General features: G+C 35.1%; 24 protein-coding genes. 11 read left to right on the top strand and 13 right to left on the bottom strand.

Features of this window, described 5'->3' with window-relative positions; all coding sequences use genetic code 11:
- Window positions 1-181 precede the first annotated feature (181 nt).
- Window positions 182-1,522, top strand: coding sequence for a saccharopine dehydrogenase family protein (locus Q3Y49_RS11835; RefSeq protein ID WP_303268407.1), 1,341 nt, complete (start codon window positions 182-184; stop codon window positions 1,520-1,522).
- On the opposite strand, the gene Q3Y49_RS11830 is transcribed toward Q3Y49_RS11835, so the two are convergent.
- The 4 genes from Q3Y49_RS11830 to Q3Y49_RS11815 form a co-directional block, all read right to left on the bottom strand.
- Window positions 1,519-2,232 carry a tRNA1(Val) (adenine(37)-N6)-methyltransferase gene (locus tag Q3Y49_RS11830; protein WP_303268406.1) on the bottom strand — a complete coding sequence of 238 codons (714 nt, stop codon included), beginning with the start codon at window positions 2,230-2,232 and terminating at the stop codon, window positions 1,519-1,521. The genes Q3Y49_RS11835 and Q3Y49_RS11830 overlap by 4 nt on opposite strands.
- Entirely contained in the window at window positions 2,229-4,817 is a 2,589-nt protein-coding gene (locus Q3Y49_RS11825) for a CHAT domain-containing protein (protein ID WP_303268404.1), read from the bottom strand. The genes Q3Y49_RS11830 and Q3Y49_RS11825 overlap by 4 nt, the downstream gene beginning before the upstream one ends.
- A gap of 5 nt (window positions 4,818-4,822) precedes the next feature.
- Window positions 4,823-6,796: a DUF7849 domain-containing protein gene (locus Q3Y49_RS11820; protein ID WP_303268402.1), complete on the bottom strand. Its 1,974-nt coding sequence runs from the start codon at window positions 6,794-6,796 to the stop codon at window positions 4,823-4,825.
- 275 nt (window positions 6,797-7,071) lie between these two features.
- The gene (locus Q3Y49_RS11815) at window positions 7,072-8,058 is read right to left on the bottom strand and encodes a hypothetical protein (protein WP_303268401.1); all 987 of its coding nucleotides are present in this window, start codon (window positions 8,056-8,058) and stop codon (window positions 7,072-7,074) included.
- Between the two features lie 102 nt (window positions 8,059-8,160).
- Between Q3Y49_RS11815 and Q3Y49_RS11810 the strand changes: the two genes are divergently transcribed.
- A complete protein-coding gene (locus Q3Y49_RS11810) occupies window positions 8,161-8,742 on the top strand; it encodes an RNA polymerase sigma factor (protein WP_303268400.1) in 582 nt (193 codons plus the stop codon).
- Window positions 8,743-8,744: 2 nt separating this feature from the next.
- Window positions 8,745-9,470, top strand: coding sequence for a tetratricopeptide repeat protein (locus tag Q3Y49_RS11805; RefSeq protein ID WP_303268399.1), 726 nt, complete (start codon window positions 8,745-8,747; stop codon window positions 9,468-9,470).
- A gap of 14 nt (window positions 9,471-9,484) precedes the next feature.
- Here the strand turns inward: Q3Y49_RS11805 and Q3Y49_RS11800 are convergent, their stop codons facing one another.
- From Q3Y49_RS11800 to folP, 7 genes are all read right to left on the bottom strand, one after another.
- Window positions 9,485-9,961, bottom strand: a complete 477-nt coding sequence (locus Q3Y49_RS11800; RefSeq protein WP_303268397.1) for a hypothetical protein — start codon at window positions 9,959-9,961, stop codon at window positions 9,485-9,487.
- 43 nt (window positions 9,962-10,004) lie between these two features.
- Window positions 10,005-10,463, bottom strand: coding sequence for a ribonuclease HI (rnhA, locus tag Q3Y49_RS11795; protein ID WP_303268395.1), 459 nt, complete (start codon window positions 10,461-10,463; stop codon window positions 10,005-10,007).
- Between the two features lie 159 nt (window positions 10,464-10,622).
- Window positions 10,623-11,186, bottom strand: a complete 564-nt coding sequence (locus Q3Y49_RS11790) for a MarC family protein (protein ID WP_303268393.1) — start codon at window positions 11,184-11,186, stop codon at window positions 10,623-10,625.
- A 42-nt stretch (window positions 11,187-11,228) separates the two neighbouring features.
- Window positions 11,229-12,293, bottom strand: a complete 1,065-nt coding sequence (locus Q3Y49_RS11785; protein WP_303268391.1) for an aminotransferase class V-fold PLP-dependent enzyme — start codon at window positions 12,291-12,293, stop codon at window positions 11,229-11,231.
- A 5-nt stretch (window positions 12,294-12,298) separates the two neighbouring features.
- Window positions 12,299-13,072, bottom strand: a complete 774-nt coding sequence (locus Q3Y49_RS11780; RefSeq protein ID WP_303268390.1) for an enoyl-CoA hydratase-related protein — start codon at window positions 13,070-13,072, stop codon at window positions 12,299-12,301.
- A 246-nt stretch (window positions 13,073-13,318) separates the two neighbouring features.
- Window positions 13,319-14,173, bottom strand: coding sequence for a diadenylate cyclase CdaA (gene cdaA, locus Q3Y49_RS11775; protein WP_303268389.1), 855 nt, complete (start codon window positions 14,171-14,173; stop codon window positions 13,319-13,321).
- On the bottom strand, window positions 14,170-14,967 hold the full coding sequence (gene folP, locus Q3Y49_RS11770; RefSeq protein WP_303268388.1) for a dihydropteroate synthase: 798 nt from the start codon (window positions 14,965-14,967) through the stop codon (window positions 14,170-14,172). Before folP ends, cdaA begins: the two co-directional genes overlap by 4 nt.
- Window positions 14,968-15,061: 94 nt before the next feature.
- Here folP and Q3Y49_RS11765 point away from each other — a divergent pair, with 94 nt between their 5' ends.
- From Q3Y49_RS11765 to Q3Y49_RS11755, 3 genes are read left to right on the top strand one after another with little or no spacing between them, the layout of a single operon-like run.
- Window positions 15,062-15,607, top strand: coding sequence for a DUF1599 domain-containing protein (locus Q3Y49_RS11765; protein WP_303268387.1), 546 nt, complete (start codon window positions 15,062-15,064; stop codon window positions 15,605-15,607).
- Between the two features lie 57 nt (window positions 15,608-15,664).
- On the top strand, window positions 15,665-16,759 hold the full coding sequence (locus tag Q3Y49_RS11760; RefSeq protein ID WP_303268386.1) for a BT_3928 family protein: 1,095 nt from the start codon (window positions 15,665-15,667) through the stop codon (window positions 16,757-16,759).
- Window positions 16,759-17,256: a shikimate kinase gene (locus tag Q3Y49_RS11755; RefSeq protein WP_303268384.1), complete on the top strand. Its 498-nt coding sequence runs from the start codon at window positions 16,759-16,761 to the stop codon at window positions 17,254-17,256. Before Q3Y49_RS11760 ends, Q3Y49_RS11755 begins: the two co-directional genes overlap by 1 nt.
- Window positions 17,257-17,284: 28 nt before the next feature.
- Here Q3Y49_RS11755 and Q3Y49_RS11750 read toward each other — a convergent pair whose 3' ends face one another.
- A complete protein-coding gene (locus Q3Y49_RS11750) occupies window positions 17,285-18,832 on the bottom strand; it encodes an OmpP1/FadL family transporter (protein ID WP_303268383.1) in 1,548 nt (515 codons plus the stop codon).
- A 127-nt stretch (window positions 18,833-18,959) separates the two neighbouring features.
- Entirely contained in the window at window positions 18,960-20,426 is a 1,467-nt protein-coding gene (locus tag Q3Y49_RS11745; RefSeq protein ID WP_303268382.1) for a hypothetical protein, read from the bottom strand.
- A 124-nt stretch (window positions 20,427-20,550) separates the two neighbouring features.
- Here Q3Y49_RS11745 and proS point away from each other — a divergent pair, with 124 nt between their 5' ends.
- The 5 genes from proS to Q3Y49_RS11720 all read left to right on the top strand — a co-directional run bounded on the left by proS (window position 20,551) and on the right by Q3Y49_RS11720 (window position 25,633).
- Window positions 20,551-22,026, top strand: a complete 1,476-nt coding sequence (gene proS, locus Q3Y49_RS11740; RefSeq protein ID WP_303268381.1) for a proline--tRNA ligase — start codon at window positions 20,551-20,553, stop codon at window positions 22,024-22,026.
- Window positions 22,027-22,057: 31 nt separating this feature from the next.
- Entirely contained in the window at window positions 22,058-22,519 is a 462-nt protein-coding gene (locus Q3Y49_RS11735) for an NfeD family protein (RefSeq protein ID WP_303268380.1), read from the top strand.
- 1 nt (window position 22,520) lies between these two features.
- A complete protein-coding gene (gene floA / locus Q3Y49_RS11730; RefSeq protein ID WP_013455820.1) occupies window positions 22,521-23,531 on the top strand; it encodes a flotillin-like protein FloA in 1,011 nt (336 codons plus the stop codon).
- A gap of 125 nt (window positions 23,532-23,656) precedes the next feature.
- Entirely contained in the window at window positions 23,657-24,562 is a 906-nt protein-coding gene (locus Q3Y49_RS11725; protein ID WP_303268379.1) for a PhzF family phenazine biosynthesis protein, read from the top strand.
- On the top strand, window positions 24,563-25,633 hold the full coding sequence (locus Q3Y49_RS11720; protein ID WP_303268378.1) for a glycosyltransferase: 1,071 nt from the start codon (window positions 24,563-24,565) through the stop codon (window positions 25,631-25,633). It abuts the gene before it with no gap.
- Window positions 25,634-25,670: the final 37 nt, after the last annotated feature.

The raw sequence follows: 25,670 nt of genomic DNA, 5'->3' as shown, positions 1-25,670 counted from the left end.
TAATCAATGATGTTCAAACAAATGTTTTTAATATTAAGATTAATAAATTATATCTGCAATAATAAAGACCTGTTCTTACAAAATGTTACTTATTTTACATTTTTCGACTAACTTTTTTTGACTCTCGGTTTTTTGAGGAATTCATATTAATAACTTTGCTTCCTTGGAAACTAAAAGAACTATGCAAAACATTTTATTATTAGGAGCAGGAAGGTCTGCTACTTCATTAATTAACTACCTGAAAAAACATGCCCCGGAAGAAAACTGGCATATTAGAATTGGAGATTTTGACATTAAGCTAGCAGAAGACAAGGCTGGGAACCATCCTAATACTTCTGCTATTCAATTTGATATCTTAAATGAAATCCAAACCAAGGATGAAATTGCAAAAGCTGATTTGGTCATATCTATGCTTCCAGCCAGGTTTCATCCAAAAGTAGCTACGGTTTGCGTGGATCAAGGCAAACATATGGTAACTGCATCTTACAACAGCACTGATGTAGATGAATTATCCGACATTGCAAAAAGTAAAAATATTATAATTTTAATGGAATGTGGTTTAGACCCAGGTATTGACCACATGACTGCAATGGAAGCTATGGACAAAATAAGAGAAAAAGGCGGTAAATTGACTTCTTTTAAATCTTATACCGGAGGATTAGTTGCTCCTGAAAGTGATAATAATCCTTGGCATTATAAATTTACTTGGAACCCAAGAAATGTGGTTTTAGCAGGACAGGGAACTGCTCAGTTTATCAGAAACGGAAGATACAAATACATTCCTTATCATAAACTATTTACTAGATATGAAACCATTGAGGTAAATGGATTAGGTGATTTTGAAGGCTATCCAAATCGTAATTCTTTGGCATATAGAAAAGTTTATGGCATTGAAGAAATTCCCACTTTAATCAGAGGTACATTCAGAAAAGCCGGCTTTTGCGATGCATGGAATATCTTTGTTCAACTAGGGGTCACGGATGACTCTTACCAAATGGAAGGTCTAGATGGGATGTCCAAAAGAGACTTCTTCAATGCATTTTTACCGTACAATAAATCAGCGTCAATTGAAGATAAATTGTGCAAAAACCTTGGGTTCAGCAGGGATTCAGAAATTTTTAAAAAGCTTGAATGGTTGGGAATTTTTGAAGATAAAAAGGTACCAATTAATGAAGGTAGTCCTGCTCAAGTTATGCAAGCGATCATGGAAGAAAAAATGAGCTTAGAGCCACAAGATAAAGATATGATCGTAATGCAACACCAATTTGAATATGATCTGAATGGTAAAAAATTTCGATTGGATTCCTCTATCGTTTCAAAAGGAGATGACCAAATGGAAACAGCCATGTCTAAAACTGTTGGTTGGCCTTTAGGAATTGCCATAAAAAATGTTTTGAACGGAAATATTAAATTGCGAGGGGTACAGATTCCAATCAAAAAGGAAATATATCAACCGATATTGCAAGAGCTTAACAGCATAGGAGTTCAATTTAAAGAAAATGAGATTACAATTGAGGATTAGAAAATAGTCAAGTAATCTTTCATTAATTTAATATAGGAGGGGTGGAAATCATTATTTTCATCCCTTACATATATTTTAACATAAGGTGCTGGGCTTCGATGCTCTACCCTTTCATAAATATTGAAAGTCCGAATTATTTTACTATTGGGTTTATGCATTAGTTCAATGATGTTTTTGCAAAAAAGGCCCAATTCATTCATTTCTTTATCTAACAAAGACATTTCGTAGGGAGGAAGCATAATATGGGCTTCTCCATTTCGTGATAAATGCAAATTTATTCCTTTTGCTAAATTTGCAAATGAAAGACTATTGGTGTGATAGGCTATATTTTTACCATGATTTACTTCTGACTGAAGGTTGTTTTGAAAAAACGGTGGGTTAGAGAATATAAGATCATACTCTTTTGAGCTTTCAAATTTATTAAAATCTACCAAAAGGGCTTTTAATCTAGAACTCCATCTTGAGTTTTTGAAGTTTTTATCTGCTACTTCAAATGCCTTGGGGTTTATTTCTAAAGCTTCAATTTCGATTTCAGGATATCGTTGGGCCAGCATTAAAGATAATACTCCTGTTCCCGTCCCAATTTCTAAAACCCTCTTTACATCTGAAGAAATATGAAGTGATGAAGCAAAGACTGTGGCATCAGTTGTGATTTTTGCTGGACTACTTTCCTGATTTACCGAAAATTGCTTAAAACGAAAAATACTCATGATTTCACCCTCTTAATTCGACTGAAAAAGTAAAACAAAAGCAGTACAATAACAGCCGATAACCCGAGTAATATTATATATTTCAAATCCATCCAGGTTTGCTTTTCTTGTTTTATCTTTCCATAGTAAGTGAAACCTGCCCAATAGTATGGTGATTTTTCAATACCACTAATAGAAGTGTCATCCAAGTATGAAATTTTCGCTTTTCTAATTGCGGTAGAAGGAGCTTTATTTTTGACTAATTCTTTGTAAAAATCCTCCATCAATTTTGAAGTGGCAAAATCATTAACTTTCCACTGCGTCATCAATATATTTTGAACTCCGGCATATTGAAAACCTCTTGCTAGACTCATGGGAGTAGCTCCCTTAATGATTTGTCCTACACCAGTTTCACAGGCACTCAAAACTACTAAATCTGCGTCCAAATTTAGGGAGTATAACTCCGGTAACAATATTACATCATCCGTGAATTCTATGTACGCAGGAATTGCAAAACTACCTCCCATAGCATGTGTTGATAAATGAAGGATATCATATTGATTTGAATTAGTCAAAAAATTGGAGCGAGTAGCATTTTGGTATGTATCGAAATTATCCTCAAAAATTCCAGCAATCAACTCTAATTCATGCTCAGAGTATTTTAAATACCGCTTAGATTCTTTAAAAACTGGGAATACTCCATACAGACTTTCTAAATCTAATTCCTTCTGGTTCTCTATATAAAAACTTGAACTCAGATTATAGGACAGCTTGTATTTTCTAATCAAAAACGGCATCTTACTGTAATTTGAATGCAGCACATCATCTGTCAGCAAAGCTTCAAATGGTAAAAAACTTAAGAGTCCATCTGGGACAATAACTAAATTTTCTCTTTCCTCATTTAAGCCAACTCCTAATATTTGATTCAATTCAAATGCACTATTTACATAATTTTCTGTATTACTATTAATTACAGTTGGAGATTCAAATGACCGCACGAAATGAACCAACTGCTCTGTAAATCTATCCTGAAGGGAAATTTTCTGCCAAATGGCATCATTTTCATCAATATGAAATAAATACAGGTCCTGCTCGCCATAAAAATAATAAAGCATCTGAGCGTCATCGATCTTTAGTTGTTGTTGTAAAGCTTCTAAATCGGATTCGGTATTCTTGATTTCTGGGTATTTTTCTTCAATATTTTTTTGAACTTCACTCAACTGATAACTCAAATCAATAAAATCTTGATTTATCCTATTTAATGTATCTTCCGAATTAGACAGGCGCCTGCGAATCAATTCTCCAATAAAAGATTGCTGTTTATTCAATAATACTTCCTTTTTAATGAGTAAACTATCCTCCGGATTTCGTTTTAGCAATGACTTGCTGTTTGCAGATTCTTTTAAGACTCTAGTCTTACTATTTTCAGCATATTCGAAAGCATTCCTTATCAAGCTATCGTTTTGATTACTCTGGAATTCATCGTAAAGCAATTTTAAGCACTTTTCACTTCGCTTTCGGTAAGAAGTTTGAAAAATGAGCTTCGATTGAGGATCATTGATCTTCTTTAATAATAATTCTTCAACATAGAAACTCAACTTGAAATACTCAAGCTTTAAATTAAGCTGTTCGGAATACAGTGCAAAAGCATCGAATATATCTATAAAGGTGTTCTCTGCATAGAGCAGTGAATAATTCTTCCTAATTTCTTCTAATTCAATATTCGGAAGCAATAAGTTCAGAGCACTTTTCAGAAGAATTTGCGCACTGTCCTTTTTGGAAATTAGATGATAAAAACTAGCTTCTTCCACATAAAATTTTGCTAATTGTCGACTACTATTATCTTTGATCAACAGCTTTTCAATCTCCTTAAAAAGTGTACGGGCTGCAGCATATTCTTCCTCCTCTATATAAGATTGTACCTTAATTTTTAAGGCTGAAATTGATTTGGCTCCATTTTCCTTTATTTTATCTTTAACCTCCTTGTGCTTATCCAATGCTAACAAATTGGAAGCAATATTATTCTCAATGAGTTCCTTTTGGTTTTTATTAGGATTTGCCTTCTTCAGATGACTTCTCAGTAATTCGAGCGCCTCTTGGTAGTTCCCGATGTTATTATAGACCACGGATAGATTAATTACCCCTGCTGTATAGCTTTCCTCGTCATTATCAGATTCTGCCATATGCATATATTGTACAATGACGTTTTCCGCTTCAGCAAAATTTCCTGTCATCGTTAATAAATTCCCTAATGGTTTTAAGCAATATTCAATAATGTCATAATTTTTTAGATTATGTGAATGATAGAGCTTCCAGGCTTTTTGATATTGCTGAATTGCATCGTAATGCTTCTCATATTCTTTTAAATAAAAAGCTAAATTACATCGCATGATAACCAAAGCTAATCGCTCTTCATCGGTTCTCAGATTTGAGTAGTGCTCATCAATTCTTAATTGTTCCGTATTGATTGAGCTTAAGGAAGGATAGCTTTCAACCAATTGATCCAAATCATTATAGATACTGTCAGCGAGGTTTTGAGCTACTAAATTAGTGCTTAATAAATGTATAAATAGTAAAAGGAAAAAGTAGAATATTTGACGGGACATAAGTACTAAAATTTCCAGATGGCATAGAATTGCCATTGATGTCTGGGTGCATTAAAATAGTGGTGATATCGAAGCCCGACACTGGGACCAATTCTCACCTTCCCGATATTCAAATCTATGAATGTAGCAGCTCTAAAGTTAGTAAATGTATCCGATTCAGTAAATTCTTCAAAAGTATCTTGTTCAGGATCTCTCATTTCAAAATTTTCTGACTCTACTACCATGGTATATTCTCCATTTCTTTCTCTCTCTAATTTACTTTTTATATCCCATTTTATTTGAATTCCTCCACCAACGGACAAAAAATCCGTTAGGTTATATCGATAGGAAGTCGGCACAACATAAAAGCTAAGATTCTGAAATTCGGATTCTTCTTGATAATCATAAACATCTACAAAAAATTCATCCCTCCTATTTTCCTCAGTATAAAGCCTACTAGCTGTATATTGATTGCTCGAAAGCAATACTTCGGATTGAAAATATCCTTTAAATGCTTGATAGCTAGATAGGGTAGCACCAAAAAACCATTCCTGAAAATTTTCTAAACTTCCAATTCGCATATTACCAGCCTTTAGCCCAATTGACAGACCGGGTGTAAAGCGTGTGGTAGCGTAGTTCGTGATGATGGGCTCATTTTTATCAAAATATATAGCCGTTTGACTTTGAGACTTTTGCTTTTTAATCTTTCCCTTCAGCGGGATTTTGTAACTTACAAAGCCCTTGGTTGAATCATACGAATTCACTCCTTTTTGATTACTTCCGGGCAGATAAATATTTTTAAAAGTAAATATGACTTTATCTTCAACGAAGCTTGTATCCAAACAACTATATGTGACATCCTCTTCAGGGCAAATATCGCATTTGGGATAGAAATCCAGTAGCTCGATGTCCTCTTGATTAAATATCTCAGGAATATTCGTTTCAAGACGGACAGTGTTGGCAGGCCCTTCCCCATTATTTTGAAACTGAATTTTATATTTAAAATTCTTTTTGTTTCTGTTCCTAAAATCCATCAAATTGGCATTGGTGGTCATTTTATTTGGGTCATGAGATGTTACGATCTCCATTTCCATGTCCTTCACACTATGATTGGCAGATTTGGAGTTTGGAACATAAATCCCTCTGATACTGATAATAGCACTGGTGTCTTTCAACATTTCCGGTGTTGTTCTGAGTTGAAAGAAAATATTTCTTTCTTCCCCTGGCTCAAAATTAGAAAATCCAATCTGCTTCATTTCCCTATAATCTTTCTTAGAATTTTCAAGCTGCTCTTTAAGTTCTTCTTGGGTACTAGTATCCTGGATGATAAGGGGTGACTTCATGAAATTACCACCATTAAAGGCCAGCATGGATGAAAAAGGAATATCAATATCAAGCGCCAATCGATCTTCAGAGATGATGGGATATTCTCCATTATATGTACGGACATCTATTAACTGAAAATTGTCGGTTTTATACTTAGCTTCATTATAAAAGAAATAGAGTCTCCCGTCTGTCAATTCCTGATAAGGATTTTTATAGGTCAAAACAACCACTAATTCTTCATTAGGAATGGGTTCTCGGTTTTTGGTAAAGTCAAACACTTCCTCCTCATGTAATATCGAGGCTGAGGCATTCTCCTTCATGTCTACTTTATCAATTTTCACACTTTTAGGTCGCGTTGTGGGAGTTTTCCCTGCATCATAATTATTGGTCACCCAAAGCTTGACATTATAGTCTCCCGTCTTCTCATACGAATGCTCAGGATTTTCTTTTTGACTGAATTGGCCATCACCAAACTCCCAAAAAAAAGTATAGTATCCCTTTGGAGCGCCCGATATTTGAATTAAAGGCGGAGTTGTCACAGAGAAATTGACTTTATTCTCTTTAACCTCTGTGTCAAATTTTGCTTCTCTGATAACGCTATCAACTTGTTGAAGTTGTTGAGCTTTGCCTTTGTAGGCGAAGAAAAGCAGGAAAAGAAATAAATATTTGTACATCGTCTTAGTTCAGAATTTATTCAACTTTGAAATTAAAAAATTATTCGAAACTTATATAAGTTTTACCGAAATAAAATACTTTTGTAATTATAAGTATTATCAGCAATCTTGGTTTGCCTGTCTTTAATGATATTGTCACAAACAATAATAGTAGCAGCCACAATCACTAGTAGAACTAAAACCCATTTAGATTTCTTTTTATAAAAATACATCTTGCAAAATCTATAATGAAAATGACCTTACCATTTTCGATAAAGTCATCTTCAGATTAAATATTATGGCAAATCATCAATTGCATTATAAACATCACTCTCAGATCCAATGATTAGATCCTGCTGATCAAATGTATAGATATCACCGTCTTCAACAGTCTGTGGTTGAATTGAGTACTTCCATTCCCCATTTTCTTCTGTTACAAAAATTACGTGCATTTCTAATCCTATCGGAATTTGACCATAATGCTCAGAGAAAGAATTACTTCCTTCATTGAAAGTATCCAGCTGAGCTAAAGCATTTGGCTCCCCATCATAGTATAAGTATACAGAGCAATTTTCAATATTATAACCAGTTGGGACCACCACTTCTAAAGTCGTTTTAGGTCTTGAGTCATTATAAAATCTATCAACATTAGTCCAGCCAAAATCAGATAGAAAGGAAAAATATTGATCTCCTTCTACAAACAGATTTCCTGCTCCATCTGCTCCTATTCTATCTTCTTCCCATGTTAGATTCTCATTTTCATCAATTTGACCTGTCCAAAGTTTCATGTCTTGATCTGCTCCACCGGTTAAATCGGTTGGCACAACTAGCTGCATATGATTCGTAACATCCACTTGCTGTCCATTTTGTGTCACATTCACGTAGAATTCCCCTCCAGAAATCAATAAAGCTTTACTACCATCCTCTTTCAAGCCCATTGTTGGCTTATTTGTAGTTAACATGCTGCCTGCATTAAATATTTCCACGAACTCTAAGTCCACTGGTCCACTAACCGGCTCGCCATTTAAAGTTAATGTGCCTTGAAATATTCTAAGCGTTACGCCTTTTTCAGATTGAAACTCAATTCCGTCTTCGGCTTCAAACTGGGATTCCTGAATAATTGCTTCGATTGCCGTTGTTTGAAGTTGCCGAAACTCTTCTTTAGATGGGGCTTCAATAATTTCATCAGGTACTATTTCGTTTACTTCATCATCATTATTGCATCCGTAAAATAGTACCATGGCCATAAGGCTAATTGCAAATAAGTTTTTTAAGCTTTTCATAATTTTCTGTTTTTATTTGATTCGCCCTTAGATCAATGTGCTTCATACTTTGTTACCCCAGTTTGATATATTTTTTTTACTTTCGTATAAAAATATCTGAGTATGCCCGAGGAAAACCATCCGGATCAATACCTAATTGATGGAATAAAGCATAATGACAGTCGGATTATTAGAGAAATCTATGACCGCTTTGCAGAAAAAGTTATACAGTATATCTGCAAGAATAATGGAGATGAATCTCAAGCATCAGACATTATTCAAGAGGTCCTAATCACTATTTACAAACAGGCCATCAATAATGACTTGCAGCTTACATGCCCTTTTGATGCCTACTTCTTTTTGCTATCCAAAAGAAAATGGCTAAATGAGCTGAAAAAAAACGGAAAGGAATGGGTAACAAGCAAGAGCGAAAATTTATCTATAGTTGATAATGCTTATGAAATGGCCGAAGAAACAGCTCTTTATGAAGAAAAAGAATTATTGTTTCAGGAAATGTTTCAAAAACTATCTGATGCTTGCAAAGATTTATTGAAAGCTTCTTTTAAGTTAAAAAGCATGGAAGAAGTAGCTAAAAAACTGGATATCTCATATGCCTACGCTAGAAAAAAGAAATCATTGTGCATTGGGAAATTAACCGAGTTAGTTAAATCATCACCTAAATACGATTCAATAAAAAGAGACTAAAAATGACAGAGCAAGACTACCAAATATTTGAAACTTATCTTACAGGTGATTTAACTAAGGATGAACTTGCAAGACATCAAAAACGAATTGAAAATGACGATGATTATAAGGAAAATTTTGAACTGTTTCAATCTATAAATAATCATCTTGAAAAAGGTTCTGCTACTGAATCGGAAATAAATGATTTCAAGGGATCCGTTTCCAGGATATCAAAAGAGTATTTTGATTCTAGACAGAAAGCAAAATTACCATGGTTAAAAATGGCTATAGCCGCTAGTGTTATAGTTGCAATTGGTCTATATTTTTATTTAGGTAATATTTCTAAACCACAGTATGACGAAATAGCTCAGATCCCTAATCTCCATTTAACTGTCAGAGGTAATGATAATGGTATATATACTAAAGCTGAAAATGCATTTAACGAAAAACAGTATGCTGATGCAATCGAATTCTTCAATCAAATATTAGAACAAAACGAAGAAGAGCAATCAATTAAATTATACCGAGCCATAGCCTACATGGAACTTGGGGCTGAAACTAAAGCAAGAGATTTGTTTGAAGAAATCCTCCAGACGCAAAGTGGCTATGCGGAGGAGGCCCTTTGGTATGCAGCATTAAATGAATTAAAAGTAAAGAGATATTCGGCCTGCAAAGTATATCTTTCAAAGATCAAACCCTCTGCAAGCCGATATGAAGATGCTAAAAATCTTCTGGAAGAATTAGATTAAATTATACATTTTTATCAAAAATATAATCTAAATGAAACTCCACCACCAAACCACAATCTTGGTTCAGGAGCAAAATCAAAAGTTGGTTTCATATCTACTCCTATCACAAAGGGTATATCGGTCAAAGTGTATTCCAATCCAAGAATACCATCTAAGCCCACTGTAAAACCTCTACCCCTGTCATTGTAAAAGTACCCAGGTCTTGCGATGTTATTATCGAAAGCTCCAATATGTCCCCCAGCCCCGTAATACCAGTTCAAATACGGTACATCAAAGGCGTTAGCATGCTTCTCATAAAGGCCAGTAATTTCAAAACCGCCTCTATATCCAGACAAAAGACCTTCTAATGCATCGGTTTTATTGATAAAATGCTTGCCAGTAATAGCAGTTGGAAAACCACCTCTAACTCCAATCGCTGTTTTATAATCTTGGCTGAAAAGAGCTGAGCTACTCATTAAAACAAAAACTAAAATTAATTTTACTTTATTCATATACATCCTATTGGTTTAATTTCTCCTTGTAACGAAATAATTTTTAATCCGATACTTTATTTTCAAATCCTTTATCAATTAAATGAGGTCCATTTTCCGCTTTTGCCACTGCCAATCTATCGCAACGTTCATTATCTCGGTTTCCGGCATGTCCTTTCACCCAATGAAAATGTACATCATAACCCTTTGAAACATCTAAATATTGTTTCCACAGATCAACATTTTTCTTGCCCTTAAATCCCTTTTTGACCCAGTTTGACAGCCAGCCTTTTGTGATTGAATCAATTACATATTTTGAATCGCTGTAAATATGAACGGGATACTTATTAGTCTTAAGGTTTTTCAAAGCCACTACTATCGCCAGCAACTCCATTCTATTATTAGTGGTATTTCTGTACCCTTCCGATATTTCCTTAACCTTCTCCGCAAAACGAAGAACAATCCCATAGCCTCCAGGGCCAGGGTTTCCTAAAGCAGATCCGTCTGTATATATGGTTATCATGAGTTCAGTGATTTTATTAAAAAGACCAATGTTATCCTACAAATCCAAGTAGTCAGCATTGCAAGATCAAAGATAATTTTGTTCTTTTTAAGAAATACTAAAGAAAATTTTTGACTGTATCTTGATCGATTACCCCTAGCTGACAATAATCAGTCCCTACTAAAAAAAGTTTTTAAATAATTTGATTGATATCGCCAAAAGTATAATACCAAACACTTTGCGTAGAATGCTAAACCCTGCCTGACCGATCTTTCTTTCAAGCCATCCACAAGTTTTTAAGACAATAAATACCAAAATAAGATTGATTACTATTCCCACTATTATGTTTAAAGTCTGATACTCTGCCTTTAAAGAAATCAGTGTGGTCATGGTTCCAGCTCCGGCAATCAGCGGAAACGCAATGGGCATAATGGAGGCACTGCCAGCTGAAGCATCTTCATGCTTGAATAGCACTATACCTAGTACCATTTCCATACCAATTAAAAACATTACGATGGCTCCAGCAATAGCAAAAGAAGCAACATCTAATCCGAATAAATTGAGAATAGATTTTCCTAAAAAAAGAAAAGCAATCATAATAATTCCGGCTACAATAGTAGCCTTACCGGATTGAACATGACCTAATTTCTTTCTTAAATCGATCACAATCGGGACTGATCCCAAAATATCGATTACTGAAAACAGGATAAGAGAGACTGAAATAATTTCTTTAAAATTGAGCATATTTTTAAAATTTGCGCAAAAGTACAACAAGAAACTCAGCTTTCAATTCTTTATTTCAAAACGTAATAAGAAATTAATAAGGTCTTTATAATCTTGATTGGGGATAGCTGGAAAATTAGCCACTCTTATCGTACTATCTTTCATTACTCCATATCCATTTCCCAATATTATCCCCTCGTTTAGAGCAGTTTGTATTACCATTCGAATAGACTCTTGAGATCCCTGCAAACAAAAAACCGTATCAGATTGAACCTCTGAAGAATTTATCAACGGTTTTAGGATTTCTACTTTTTTGAGGTCTGTATAAAAATCTTTTTTTCTTGACTTAAGGTTATTATGTATTGCGGTAATATTTTCAACATTCTCTAATAGTCTACCCAATAAAAAAATATTACTAATATTTGGAGTATGATGTGTTTGATCCTTTCTGGTATTTTCTAAAATTAAATTAAAGGAATTGTAATGAGCTTCATCTCCAATTTCTTTTGCTCTAGTAATGGCATTTGGGCTAACGACCATAATTGCCATTCCAGCAGGAAGACCAAAACATTTTTGCACAGATGCATACCAAATATCTCCATTTTCCCAATCAAATTCATACCCAGCCATAGAGGAGGTGGCATCAAATGCAATCATGCTATCCGGAAACCGTTTTCGGATATCTTTTTGGAAACCAAGTGGAATAGCCGTTCCATTCGAAGTTTCATTATGAGTCAGCGCAATCAATTCAGGCGTTTGGCCCAAAGATTCTATTTGGGGTAATTCATTTACTGAAAAGTTAGCCCCTATTGATTTGGGATGAATTTTCTGGGAATACTTCCACCATTTCTCACCAAAAGCACCGTTAAAATAATGTGAAGACCTTTTTTGAACAAAAGATTGCGCAATGATTTCCCAGCATTCAGTTGCAGAGGAAACCATTGCAATCTCATAATCCAACGGGATGTTCAATTTTGATTTAAGTAATAATTTTGTCCTAGAAAATAATTCTTGAAAAGAATCAGACCTATGGTTTCTTTCGAAGATTCCTAAATCCATTCCCTCTTGAAAGTATCTCGCTACTTGAGGATAAATCTTTGAAGGGCCGGGATAGAAATTATACTTCATCAATATTATTTACCAGTAAATTCTGGCTTTCTTTTTTCTACAAATGCTTTCATGCCTTCAGTCTGATCTTCGGAAGCAAATGTCAAATAGAAATTTTTACGTTCAAAGTGTAAGCCCTCATCCAAATGAGATTCAAACGCTCTATTTACAGCCTCCTTAGCTAATTTAGCAGCTACTGGGGACATCTGTGCAATCTGTTCAGCTAATTCTAAGGCTGCTTCTAAATACATTTCTGCTGGCACTACTTTATTAACCAATCCGTAATGCAGGGCATCATCAGCACTTAAAAAATTACCCGTTAAAACCAACTCCATGGCTTTGGCTTTACCAAGTGCTTTGGTTAACCTTTGTGTTCCTCCAGCACCAGGCATTACTCCAATTTTTATCTCTGGCTGGCCAAATTTAGCAGATTCGGAAGCTATAATCATATCGCACGTCATAGCAAGCTCACAACCTCCACCTAATGCAAAACCAGATACAGCTGCAATTATAGGCTTTTTGGTTTTCTTAATTTGATCCCAAGTGCTAAACTGGTCTACATTTAGCATATCAATAGCCGTTTTCCCAGCCATTTGCTTAATGTCTGCACCTGCTGCAAAAGCTTTTTCATTACCTGTCAAAACAATTACTCTCACATCCTCATCTTCATCCAATGCCTTGAGCGTGTCCTTTAATTCCGTCATTAACTGCAAATTCAAGGCATTTAATTCCTTAGGTCTGTTAAGATTAATGAGTGCTATATGCTTCTTATATTGTGTATTTACTTTTATGAATTCCATAATGTAAATATGAAAAAGCAAGAGAGTATAAAAAAGAAAAACCTTCTTTTTTCAAAGAAGGCTTTTCGTGTTAAACAGGTGTATGAATAAAATTTGTGTTTGTAATAGTATATACTGTGAAAGGATAAAAAGTAACCCCTATCTAAAAAATAATTTTCTTTTTTTGTAAGAAATTATTTAAAGCACTCATTTACAGAGATTTAATAGATAGTGAAATGGAGAAAAAAATTAGAAAAACTAAAAGTACTATTGAACAGTCTCTTGTTCGGTGTTTTCTCTTTTGTCTTCTTTTTGCTTTTTCTTTTTATCTTCTGTTAGGTAGTCATTTATTTTTGACCTGATTTCCTGATTTGATAGGTTATGGTAAATTGTCCCATTTCTAGCAACAGACAATTGCCCCGTTTCTTCTGAAACTATCAAAACAATAGTATCAGTAGCCTCCGACATACCAATTGCAGCTTTATGACGCAATCCAAATTGAGCTGGCACATCCTTCTCTGAAACAGGCAAGACACATCTTGCTGCTTTTATTCTTCCTTTATATATGATTACAGCACCATCGTGTAATGGGCTTGTTTTGTTGAAAATAGATATCAATAATCTTTTAGAAACAATTGCATCAATTAAATCACCAGATTCAGAATAAAACTTCAATTCCGAGCCTTTCGAAAGCACGATCAAAGCACCTGTATTGGTACCTCCCAATGACTTGGAAGCCTCTATTAAAGGAGTTATATTAAATTCATCAGCTCTTTTGCGTTTTTTCCATGGGAGATTGGATAAAAAACCATTTTCGGAGTTGAAGGAAGTAGTCTTTCCTAACAAGAGTAAAAATTTACGAATTTCCTGTTGAAATAAAATAATGGCAGCAATCACTCCAACCCCCATGAACTGTCCTAAAATAGCTGATAACAATTCCATTTCTGCCGCTCTTACAACCAAATAGATTAAGTACAGAGATAAAAAGCCGACAAAAATTCTTACTGCAACACTACCGCGCATCAGATTATACACTTGAAACAGCAAAAAGCTGACAAGTGCAATATCCAAGACATCCACCAAACTAACTTCTAAAAACCCTATGGTAAAACCTAAAATCAATTTTTTAGCTTATTAAATATTTTAACTGTCTCAATTGCTTCTTTGACATCATGAACTCGCAAAATATTGGCTCCATTCATTAGTGCGGCCATATTTAGCGCGGTAGTTCCATTCAAAGCTTCTTTCGCTTCTGTTCCCAAAAGTCTATAAATCATTGACTTTCGTGACACGCCCACTAATAATGGACATTCTAATACTTTAAAATAGGATAAATTATTAAGCATTTCATAATTCTGATCGAGTGTTTTAGCAAATCCAAAACCTGGATCAATAATAATATCATTAATTTGCAAAGAACGCAACTTTTTAATTTTTTCACTTAATTCCAGTACAACATCTTTAATTAAATGATGATAACTACTTAAGGACTGCATAGTAGCAGGTGTTCCTCGCATATGCATTAAAATGTATGGTACAGCAAGTTTACTGACAGTATGAAACATTTTATCATCCAAATTGCCCCCAGATACATCATTAATCAAAGAGGCTCCTGATTCCACAGCTTCATGTGCGACTTCAGACCTAAATGTATCTATAGAAATTACGAGATCTGGAAATTCTCGGATTAAACTACTAATAAGAGGAATCACTCTTCTTCGTTCTTCTTCTAAAGAAACTTCTGATGCATTTGGTTTGGTCGAATAGCCGCCTACATCAATAATATTGGCGCCATCTACCAGCATTGCATTTACCGTTTTCAATGCCTTACTTACATCTACGTTTTTGCCACCATCGTAAAAGGAGTCTGGAGTAGCATTGATAATGCCCATTACCTTTGGAACAGAAAAATCCATTAAGTTCCCTTTAAGGAGTAGTGTTTTTTTATGAGAAAATGCTTTATCTTTCGCTTCCAAATAGTAATTAACTAAAAATTATATAAAACGGTAGTTGATGACACAAACCGAGAGCGAATATAAGCAAGTTATTGCGCTGTGTAAAGATGTTTTCGAAAAGAAAACCAAAGATTATGGTACAGCATGGAGAATTTTAAGATTACCATCCATAACAGACCAATTATTCATTAAAGCGCAGAGAATAAGATCAATTCAGGAAAAAGGGGCTCAAAAGATTGATGAAGATATTAAGAATGAATTTATTGGAATTATTAATTATAGCATAATAGCAATAATTCAAGAATCGCTTTCGGTTGATGCTCCGCTTGAAATACCCGTTGAAGACCTGATGCCGAAATATGAAGCCGTTGCTGAGGAAACTTTGCAATTACTAATAAATAAAAATCATGACTATGGCGAGGCTTGGCGAGATATGAGGATAAGCTCTATAACAGACATTATTTTAATGAAACTTTATAGAGTGAAACAAATAGAAGACAATCAGGGTAAAACACTCATGTCCGAACCGGTCAAAGCCAATTATCAGGACATGATTAATTATGCAGTTTTTTGCTTAATCAAATTAGATGAAATTAATTAAAAAGTTAATCTGCAGGATATAGTAATCAACTTAAAATCAGAATAAGAGAATAATATTATGAAAGTAATAATCGATATTGTTAGGTATATAGTAGGTGGCTTATTCATTTTCAGCGGCCTGGTAAAGGTCGTTGATCCAGTTGGAACTGCCATAAAACTGGAAGAGTATTTTGCCGTTTTTGCCGGTGATATTGCTTCCTTCTTCTCCGTATTCGAGCCCTATGCATTAGTTATTGGAATCATTTTAAATGTATTGGAAGTGACCTTAGGAGTTGCTTTGATTATTCGATGGAGAGTTAAATACACCATGAACCTATTAAGCATAATGATTGTATTCTTTACTTTTCTGACATTCTATACAGCATATTTCAATAAAGTAACAGATTGCGGATGCTTCGGTGATGCTATAACCTTAACCCCTTGGCAATCATTCACTAAAGACATTATTTTAGTTGTGCTTATTGGTTTCTTATATCTAAATATCAAAAAGATTAAGGAAAGTACATTTGCTGCAAAGAACATTATAGTAATCTGTGTTACAGGCATAAGTTTTCTACTTTGCATTTATGCAGTCAGGCATTTGCCACCAATCGATTTTAGAGCCTATAAAATAGGTACACATATACCTAGTGCAATGCAAGCCAAAGAAAGTCCGAAATTTCAATATACCTTTGAAAAAAATGGAGAAAAGCTTAAGTCTTTTGACTACAAATCTGAAGAGGACGGCTATAAACTGGTTGGTCATGCAGTAATTAATGAAGAGGCCTCAACTCCTAAAATCACTGATTTTGCCACTTGGAATGAATCTGGGGATAAGACAGATATGGTTTTGAGCGGAAAAAAGTTGTGGATAGTAGCTTATGATATTTCAAATTCAAACACGGAAGGTTTAATTGACGTAAATGATTTGATTTCAAGATTAAGTCCAGGAATTGAACCAATAATTTTGACATCATCGTCTGCGGAGGATGTCTTGCAAGTTAGAGCTCGAAGAGGGATGAAAACTGATTTCTATTATGCTGATGCTACCGTTTTAAAAACAATTATTCGTTCAAACCCTGGTCTGGTATTAGTGGAAGACGGGACTGTTAAAGCCAAATGGCACTTTAATGACGTCCCTGATCCTATTGACATCACTGAAAAATTAAAATAATGCGCTATTTCCTAGTAGGATTGCCAGGAAGTGGGAAAAGTCATTGGGGAAAAATATGGTCGGAAAAAATCAAACTTCCTTTTTTTGATTTGGATGATATCATTGAAAATAATGAAGGTTTTCCTATAACTGAAATTTTCAAAAGCGAAGGTGAAGATTATTTTCGCAATCTAGAATCTTTTTACCTGGAGAAATTGGCCGATAATTATCAAGCCATGATGCTCTCAACAGGAGGAGGTACACCATGCTTCAATAATAATATGGAGTTAATGAATAAAAAAGGCTCAACAATATTTCTTAACCCTCCACTACAGCTTATAGCAAAAAGAATATGGGATCCAGCAAAAAACACCAGACCTCTTTTTTCGCATTGCAATAAGCAAGCAGATATTTTCAATAAATTAGAACAACTGAAAAACAAAAGATTTGATTATTATAACAAAGCAACTCATCACCTAAAAGACTGGGATGAAACAACTATACAGGCGCTTTCTTAAAACTAAAAGCGCCTTAATCCAAAAGATCCTAGAAATTCTTTCCTAGCGTAATCCTAACATTTGAAATATTTGATTCTGATGTTATAATATCGCTTCCTGCATATGCAGTAATATTGGGGTTGGTTAAACTACTTACAGTGTAAGTGGCATCTACAAAAAAGCCGCTTTTTCTTATTATTCCCACACCTCCCGAAATAGACTGTCTATTGTGATCAAAGCTTCTGTAGGGGTTATCGAAATATGCAAAACCAGCTCTTGCTCTTAATATATTCCACCTGCCCTCTACTCCTAACCTCAAATTAAATGTATTTTGCAATTCACTTCCAACATCAGGGGCATCACCGCCAAATGCTCCATTCGTACTGCTATACCTAGCCGAGGAATAATCTACATACTCTAAATCAGCCGTTACAAAACCGTACTTAGATAAAAATGCAGTAGCGCCTACAGATACCTTCTGTGGTAATCTTAAGCTATAAGCTGGGACTTCATTTAGTACTTCCTCTTCATAGCTAACATCTTCCTCATCTGTTTCAGGATTATATATAAAGAAGCTTTCCATTGATATTTCTTGAGTTTCTGTCATAGAAATAAATGTTGGAGTTGTGTAGGAGAAGCCTAAATTCAAAATATTTATAGGCTTAAAAATACCACCAATCGTAAAGGCAGCTCCAGTGCCTGAAATAATGGTCTCCTCATTTAGCTCCATATAGTTTAACAAGCTGTTGTCCGGTGTCTCCCTAAAATTTCTAACTTGACGATAATTAAGAAAGTTTACATTAAGAGCTGCTCCTAAATAAAGTACATCATTGTAATTGGCGCCATAAGACAAATCTAAGGTGGTTAAACCACTATAACTATCTATATTTTCTCTGTGATTAACAGACTGTGTCAAGTAACCGTCAGTATTTCCATCATAATCATACCTATCAACAATAAATGTATCATCATTTGTAGTAAAAGTCTGCAACAAATAAGTCTGATAAGCTAAATAGGTGTAAGTATCGGAATTTGCTACATCTTCGATTTCATTTCTAAAATTAAATTCTCTAAATCCATTATCCGTCAGGAACGGAAATAAAGAGCTTTCAGTAAAATCATATATGAAGCCATCGTTTCCCTGTTCGACCGTGCCTCTATAATTTATATTATTGTAAAAGCTCTGCTTTTGATTAATAGCAATACCAAATGTACCTGATATCCATTTTGATCCAGCATATTCTTCATACCTATTATGAAAAACCATTCCCATATTTGGGATTTGAAAGTTACCCCCCATATTTTGGTTGTTTTGTCCTTCGTATTCAGCGCTGAAGTCGCCAATTCTTAATACAGGTGAAATTGCCCAAGTCGACCGATTATAGAAACCTAAACCTGCAGGATTACCTGAAATACTACTTATATCGCCACCTAAGGAGACATTTGCGCCCCCCAATGCTACAAATCTTGCAGAACCTCCGCCATCAGTCTGACTGAACCTCACAGCATCAGCGGTATAAAGTGGGACTTGCCCCAAAGAATTGAATGAATATAACAACCCTATAAATATTAGGGAAAAATATTTGAGCGTTTTCATTGAATAAAAGTTAATAGTGCTAAAATAATTTGATATAGAATTCCTGTATTCTCAAAGAAATTTTTAAGGATATAATTAGATAACGTTAATAAAAAAAGCACCTTGGTATAAGGTGCTTTATATATTATCATCCACCTCTTCCGCCTCTAGATGATGAGCTGCTTCTAGATGAGCCACTACTTCTTGAGCTGCTACCAGAGGAAGATCTACTAGAAGATGAAGATCTTCCCACTGAACTACTACTTCTAGAGCTTGAAGATGATCTCCCAAAAGAAGAACTTCTACTTGAACTATTGGACGATCTTCCGTAGGAGCTATTGCTAGATCCTGATGATCTTCCAAAAGAACTACTGCTTCTATTTGAGCTATTTCCAAAGGTTGCGCTTCTATTATTACTAGAGCTTCTTCCTGAGGAGTATGAAGATCTATTAGTTCTGGAACTATTATAGTATCTAGAACTATTATTAGCACTGGTATTTGCTCTACTTACAGTTGAGGCATTGTTTGCAACCGTTCTACCTCTATTCCCAGAGTAAGAAGCAGTTCGTACATTATTGTCAGATGCAGAGCGAGCATACTGTGCCGTTCTTGAAGTTCTGCTATACATCGAGCTATTAGCATTGTTAACACTAGCCGTTCTTGCTGTAGCACTTGATCTGCTAGAGACATTGTTGGTTCTAGCTGACCTGTCCGCCACTTGCAATGCGCTTCTACTTCTTTCCGTTCCCACATTTCTGCTTACACTATAATTATCGCTTACATTTCTTGTCCTACTACTAGCCACTCTAGCATTCGTAGCAGATCTGCTAACTCGTGGATTACTGGTATAAGTTCTACTTCTCCTATTCAAAGTATTATCAGCTAATAAATGACCATTATAAAGTCCTACATTATAACCATCATAGAAGCCGTTTCTATATCCATTATTGTAACCCCATCCGTAGCTTGAACCCCAAAATGGTCTTCTCCATGAGTTCCTGTACGCAAACGGACTTCCCCAATAAGGGTCGAAGAATGGGTCATAGAACGGATCATAGAAGCCTCGACCGTATCCAATTGACCATGAATTCCTTCCCCAGGAATTAAATCCAAACCCAACGTTAAAACCAGGGCGGAACATGAATGGGTCATAAAACCCTCCATACATCATCGGATTCATTCCACCATACATCCACGGATCGTTCCAACCATACATCATTGGATTCATTCCACCATAGTAATTATGGATTTGAGTTTGACCAGTCTGAGGATTTAAACCTCTTCTTGCTGCATTTTCATCATAATACCATCCTTGCTCTTCTGACTGCTCTGCAACAGGTGGCTCCTGATTTAATTCGGCATTTTGTTTCTTTTCATTGCTTTTTAAATCATTTAAGCCTTCATTGGAAGATTCAAATTGATCATAAGCGTAGCCTGATTTTTTTAATTCCTCAGCCTTACGCTTTTCTTCTAAGGCAATTTTCTCGTTTAATACCTTTCTATCTTTAGAAGTAAAGTACAAATCATCGTTTTCTACCTTCAGATCAGATTGTCCAAATCCGACCTCTGGAATAATAAATATACTGATAAGTAATATAAAGCTTAAGGTTTTCATGGCTACATAATTTAATGTTTCTAATTTTACAACGATTAATATTGTAAATTGATTTCAATATATGAAAATCATTCGAGATATTAATCAAGAATATTGATACAAACTTCATACCAAAAATTATAAAATGGCGAAAGTATTACCAAAAAGAAGTGAAGATTATTCACTATGGTACAATGAATTAGTGAAAAAAGCAGATTTGGCTGAAAATTCTGCAGTAAGAGGGTGCATGATTATAAAACCTTATGGATTTTCAATTTGGGAAAAAATGCAAAGAGAATTGGATGATATGTTCAAAGAAACAGGACATCAGAATGCTTATTTCCCTCTATTTATTCCTAAATCATATTTAAGCAAGGAGGCAGATCATGTTGAAGGTTTTGCTAAAGAATGTGCAGTTGTTACTCATTACCGATTAAAAAATGATGAAAATGGGAAAGGAATTGTAGTAGATCCTGATGCAAAACTGGAAGAAGAGCTCATTGTTAGGCCTACCTCAGAGACCATAATCTGGAACACCTACAAAACCTGGGTGCAATCATATCGAGACTTACCATTACTAGTCAATCAATGGGCAAATGTAGTAAGATGGGAAATGAGAACTCGCTTGTTTTTAAGAACAGCTGAATTCTTGTGGCAAGAGGGCCATACCGCTCATGCTACCAAGCAAGAGGCTATTGAAGAAACTGAAACAATGATTAACGTATATGCCGAATTCGCAGAAGAATTTATGGCTTTACCAGTAATCAAAGGTTTAAAATCTGAAAGTGAAAGGTTTGCAGGTGCCATGGAAACCTATTGCATTGAAGGATTAATGCAAGATGGAAAAGCCTTACAGGCAGGCACTTCTCACTTCTTAGGTCAAAATTTTGCCAAAGCCTTTGATGTAAAATTTGCTACGAAGGAAGGAAAACAAGAGTTTGTTTGGGGTACTTCCTGGGGCGTAAGTACTCGATTGATGGGCGCATTGGTTATGGCTCATTCTGATGATGAAGGATTGGTTTTGCCACCAAGATTGGCACCAATACAGGTCGTTATAGTTCCTATCTTCAAAACAGAAGAAGAACAAAATAAAATAGCTGAAGTAGCTGAAAAGCTAAAAAAGACATTAAAAAAGAAAAGGATTTCTGTAAAGTTTGACGATAGAGATACTCATAAGCCTGGATTTAAGTTTGCAGAATGGGAATTGAAAGGAGTTCCATTAAGAATTGCCATTGGCCCTAGAGATTTGGCTAATGGTACGGTAGAATTAGCAAGAAGAGACACTAAAGAAAAGCAAACCGTTAATATCGAGGGTATTGAATCCACTATTGAGAACACATTAGAATTGATTCAAAACAATATCTATAAAAAAGCTTTAGATTTTAGAACTTCCAATACCTATAAAGTAGATTCTTATGAGGAGTTTAAATCTCAACTCGAGAAAACAGGTGGTTTCATCAGTGCACATTGGGATGGGACTGCAGAAACTGAGGAAAAAATAAAAGAAGAAACTAAAGCCACAATCCGCTGTATTCCGTTGGACGCTAAAGAAGAAAATGGAAAATGCATTTATTCAGGTAAGCCTTCAAATAAAAGAGTGCTTTTTGCAAAAGCTTACTGATTTTAATTATTTTTAGGCTTAATTTTAAACTATGATAGGAATTATTTTTCTAATCCTTGCTGGTTTACTGCTAATAATTGCCGAATTGATTTTTGTACCTGGTACAACTTTCGTGGGCGTAATTGGTCTTCTGCTCACTATTGTGGGGATTTTCATGGTTTTTGATGACTATGGAAATGTTGCAGGCTATTGGACCGTTGCAGGTACTGCTCTAGTTACAATCCTTGGAATTGTTTACAGTTTTAAATCCAATTCTTGGGATCGGTTTTCTTTAAAATCAAGCATTAAAAGTAAGGTGAATGATGAAGATATATTCTCTTTTCAAGTAGGTGAAAAAGGAAAAACAGTTTCCGATTTAAAACCAATTGGAAAAGCCGAAATTTTTGGCAAGATTTACGAGGTCAGAAGCAAGGGAGAGTGGATCGGTGCTGGGCAAGAAATTCAAATAATTAGAATAGATTCAAAACGAATATTTGTAGAACCAATTAAATAATATGGACACTTCATTAATTTTTATTGTTATAGCAGGAATAGTCTTATTTTTCGTATTCCTGTACTTTGTACCTATAAACCTGTGGATTACTGCAATTTTCTCAGGTGTTAAAGTAGGTTTATTCGAACTGGTTTTTATGCGAATCAGAAAGGTTCCTCCTCGAATTATAGTGGAATCAATGATTACTGCGACCAAAGCTGGATTAGAAGTGACCACCAATGAACTGGAAACCCACTACCTGGCCGGTGGTAATGTACCCAATGTCATCAAGGCATTAATATCTGCAGATAAGGCCAATATTACACTAGGATTCAAACAAGCCACTGCAATTGACTTAGCAGGTAGAGATGTATTTGAAGCAGTTCAAATTTCAGTTAATCCGAAAGTAATCACTACCCCTAAAGTAGCAGCAGTTGCGGCAGATGGTATTCAATTAATTGCGATTGCAAGAGTTACTGTTAGAGCTAACATTCAACAATTGGTCGGGGGAGCAGGAGAAGATACTATTCTAGCCAGAGTGGGTGAAGGTATCGTAACTTCAATTGGTTCTGCTAATTCACATAAAAACGTATTGGAAAACCCTGATAAGATATCGAAATTAGTATTGCAAAGAGGTTTGGATGCAGGAACTGCTTTTGAAATTCTATCTATTGATATTGCAGATGTGGATGTAGGAGCCAATATTGGAGCGAAACTACAAACAGACCAAGCATCTGCCGACTTAAAAGTAGCTGAAGCCAAAGCAGAGGAAAGAAGAGCGATGGCGGTTGCAGAAGAGCAAGAAATGAAAGCCAAAGCACAAGAAGCTAGAGCAAAAGTAATTGAAGCAGAGGCACAGGTTCCTCAAGCTATCGCTGAATCATTTAGAAGCGGTAATTTGGGAATTATGGATTACTACAGAATGCAAAATATTCAAGCTGATACTGACATGAGAGATTCAATATCCGGAAGTGATAAAGGATCAAGTTCGGCTAAAAAATCATCTGGCGGTAAAAAAGGAGATGATAAATAAAGCTCTATTACAATTATTACAAATGGCTCAACTTTTAATTAAGTTGAGCCATTTTTTTTCTTAGGCATAAACATACGATTAGTTAATATTACTATTTTCCTTAATCTTTTTTCTTAATTTCGGATATGGCTAAGACAATAAAATTTAAGCTTATTGATGTTTTTACTTCAGAGCCTTTTGGCGGAAACCCACTGGCAATTTTCGATAATGCCGAAGGCTTGAGTGCTGAACAAATGCAAAAAATAGCAAAAGAATTAAATTTATCGGAATCAGTTTTCTTGAACAAACCTAGTGCCGAAGCTGATATTAAAATGCGAATTTTCACGCCTGGAATGGAATTGCCCACTGCCGGTCACCCTACAATTGGCACTTCATATTACTTATTAAAAGAAAAAGGAATAAAGCCTAAGAAAGCTAATGAACTATTGCTAGAACAAAATATTGGAAAGATTAAGGTCCAATTCGAGCAGCACGATATGGAGATTTCTAAAATACTAATGGAGCAACCATTACCTAAATTTGAACAGAGCTTCAAAGACAAAAAACTTGTTGCCTCGCTTCTTTCAGTTGAAGAAGAGGAGATTTCAAAAGATTTTCCCTGCAGAATAGTGAATTGTGGAAATCCATTTTTAATGGTTCCAATTCAAACATTAAATTCAGTAAAAAACCTAAAACTAAACAATGAGCTTTTTACTGAGATTTTAGATGAAATTTTTATCACGGGTGTAATGGCTTTCACTATGGAAACGGAGGATAAAAATCATCTGACTCATAGCCGTATGTTTGCACCCCATATTGGAGTACCTGAAGACCCTGCAACAGGAAGCGCCCACGGTCCTTTAGCCTCTTATATACATAACTACAACATTGCTGATTTAAGTGAATTATCCATTGGTGAACAGGGATACGAAATGGGTAGGCCAAGCCAAATAAAAATGCAGATAGTGCAGGAAGACGGAAAAATATCCAAAGTTTTAGTAGGTGGATCATGTGTTCACATGGGGACTGGAGAAATCAGGATACCAGAATAAATGAAGCCTCGTAAAATACTTTTTATTTGCCCCTACCCTTTTGATGAAGCTCCTAGTCAGCGTTTTCGATATGAGCAATATCTCAACATCATAAAAAATGAAGCATATGCATTTCGATTAGCCCCATTTTTAAATCTTAAAGCCTGGAAAATCCTCTATAAATCAGGAAATAGCGCCAAAAAAATAGCATGGCTTATCATATCTTTTATCAAACGCTTTTTATTGTTATTTCAGCTTCATTCTTATGAGTTTATATTTATCCATAGAGAAGCATCTCCAGTAGGCCCGCCCTTTTTTGAATGGATTGTTCGCTTTATATGGAGAAAAAAAATCATCTATGATTTCGATGATGCAATTTGGCTAGAAGACCCTGGCGAAAAAGGTAGCTTAAAAGCAGTTTTAAAATGGAAATCGAAAGTCAGAAATATCTGTAAGTGGAGCTATAAGGTGAGTTGTGGGAACGAATATTTAGCTGAATTTGCCAAAAAATACAATGATAAAGTTGTAGTTAATCCAACTACTATAGATACAACTTACCACCGAGCTTTGGAAAAAAAAGACTCCGAAAAAACCGTTATTGGTTGGACTGGAACGCATTCTACACTCCAATATTTAAAACTAGTCCTACCTGTTTTAGATCAACTCTCGACTAATTATGACTTTGAATTGTTGGTAATTTCCAACCAAAAGCCTGATTTTGATGTCCATTACATGCGGTTTATACCATGGAGTAAAAGGTCAGAGATAGAAGACTTAAATAAAATAGATATCGGTATCATGCCACTAAGCAATGATATTTGGAGTCAGGGAAAATGTGGTTTTAAATTATTGCAATATATGGCAGTTAAAAAACCTATTGTGGGATCACCGGTCGGAGTTAATGAAAAATTACTTACAGAAAGCAGAGCTGGGTATTCTGCAACAAATGAAAAGGAATGGACACAGAAATTATCAGATCTAATAGAAGACTATAATTTACGAAATCAGTTAGGAAAAAAAGGTCGAGAGTATGTTGAGAAAAACTATTCAGTACTTTCGAATAAAAATATTTTTTTAGGTTTAATGAAGTGAAGAATATTAAAATTAAAAAATTCAATAAAAATTCAAT

The organism is Marivirga harenae (assembly GCF_030534335.1).
GTDB classification, from domain to species: domain Bacteria; phylum Bacteroidota; class Bacteroidia; order Cytophagales; family Cyclobacteriaceae; genus Marivirga; species Marivirga harenae.
This window is presented reverse-complemented; position numbering and strand designations above follow the sequence as displayed.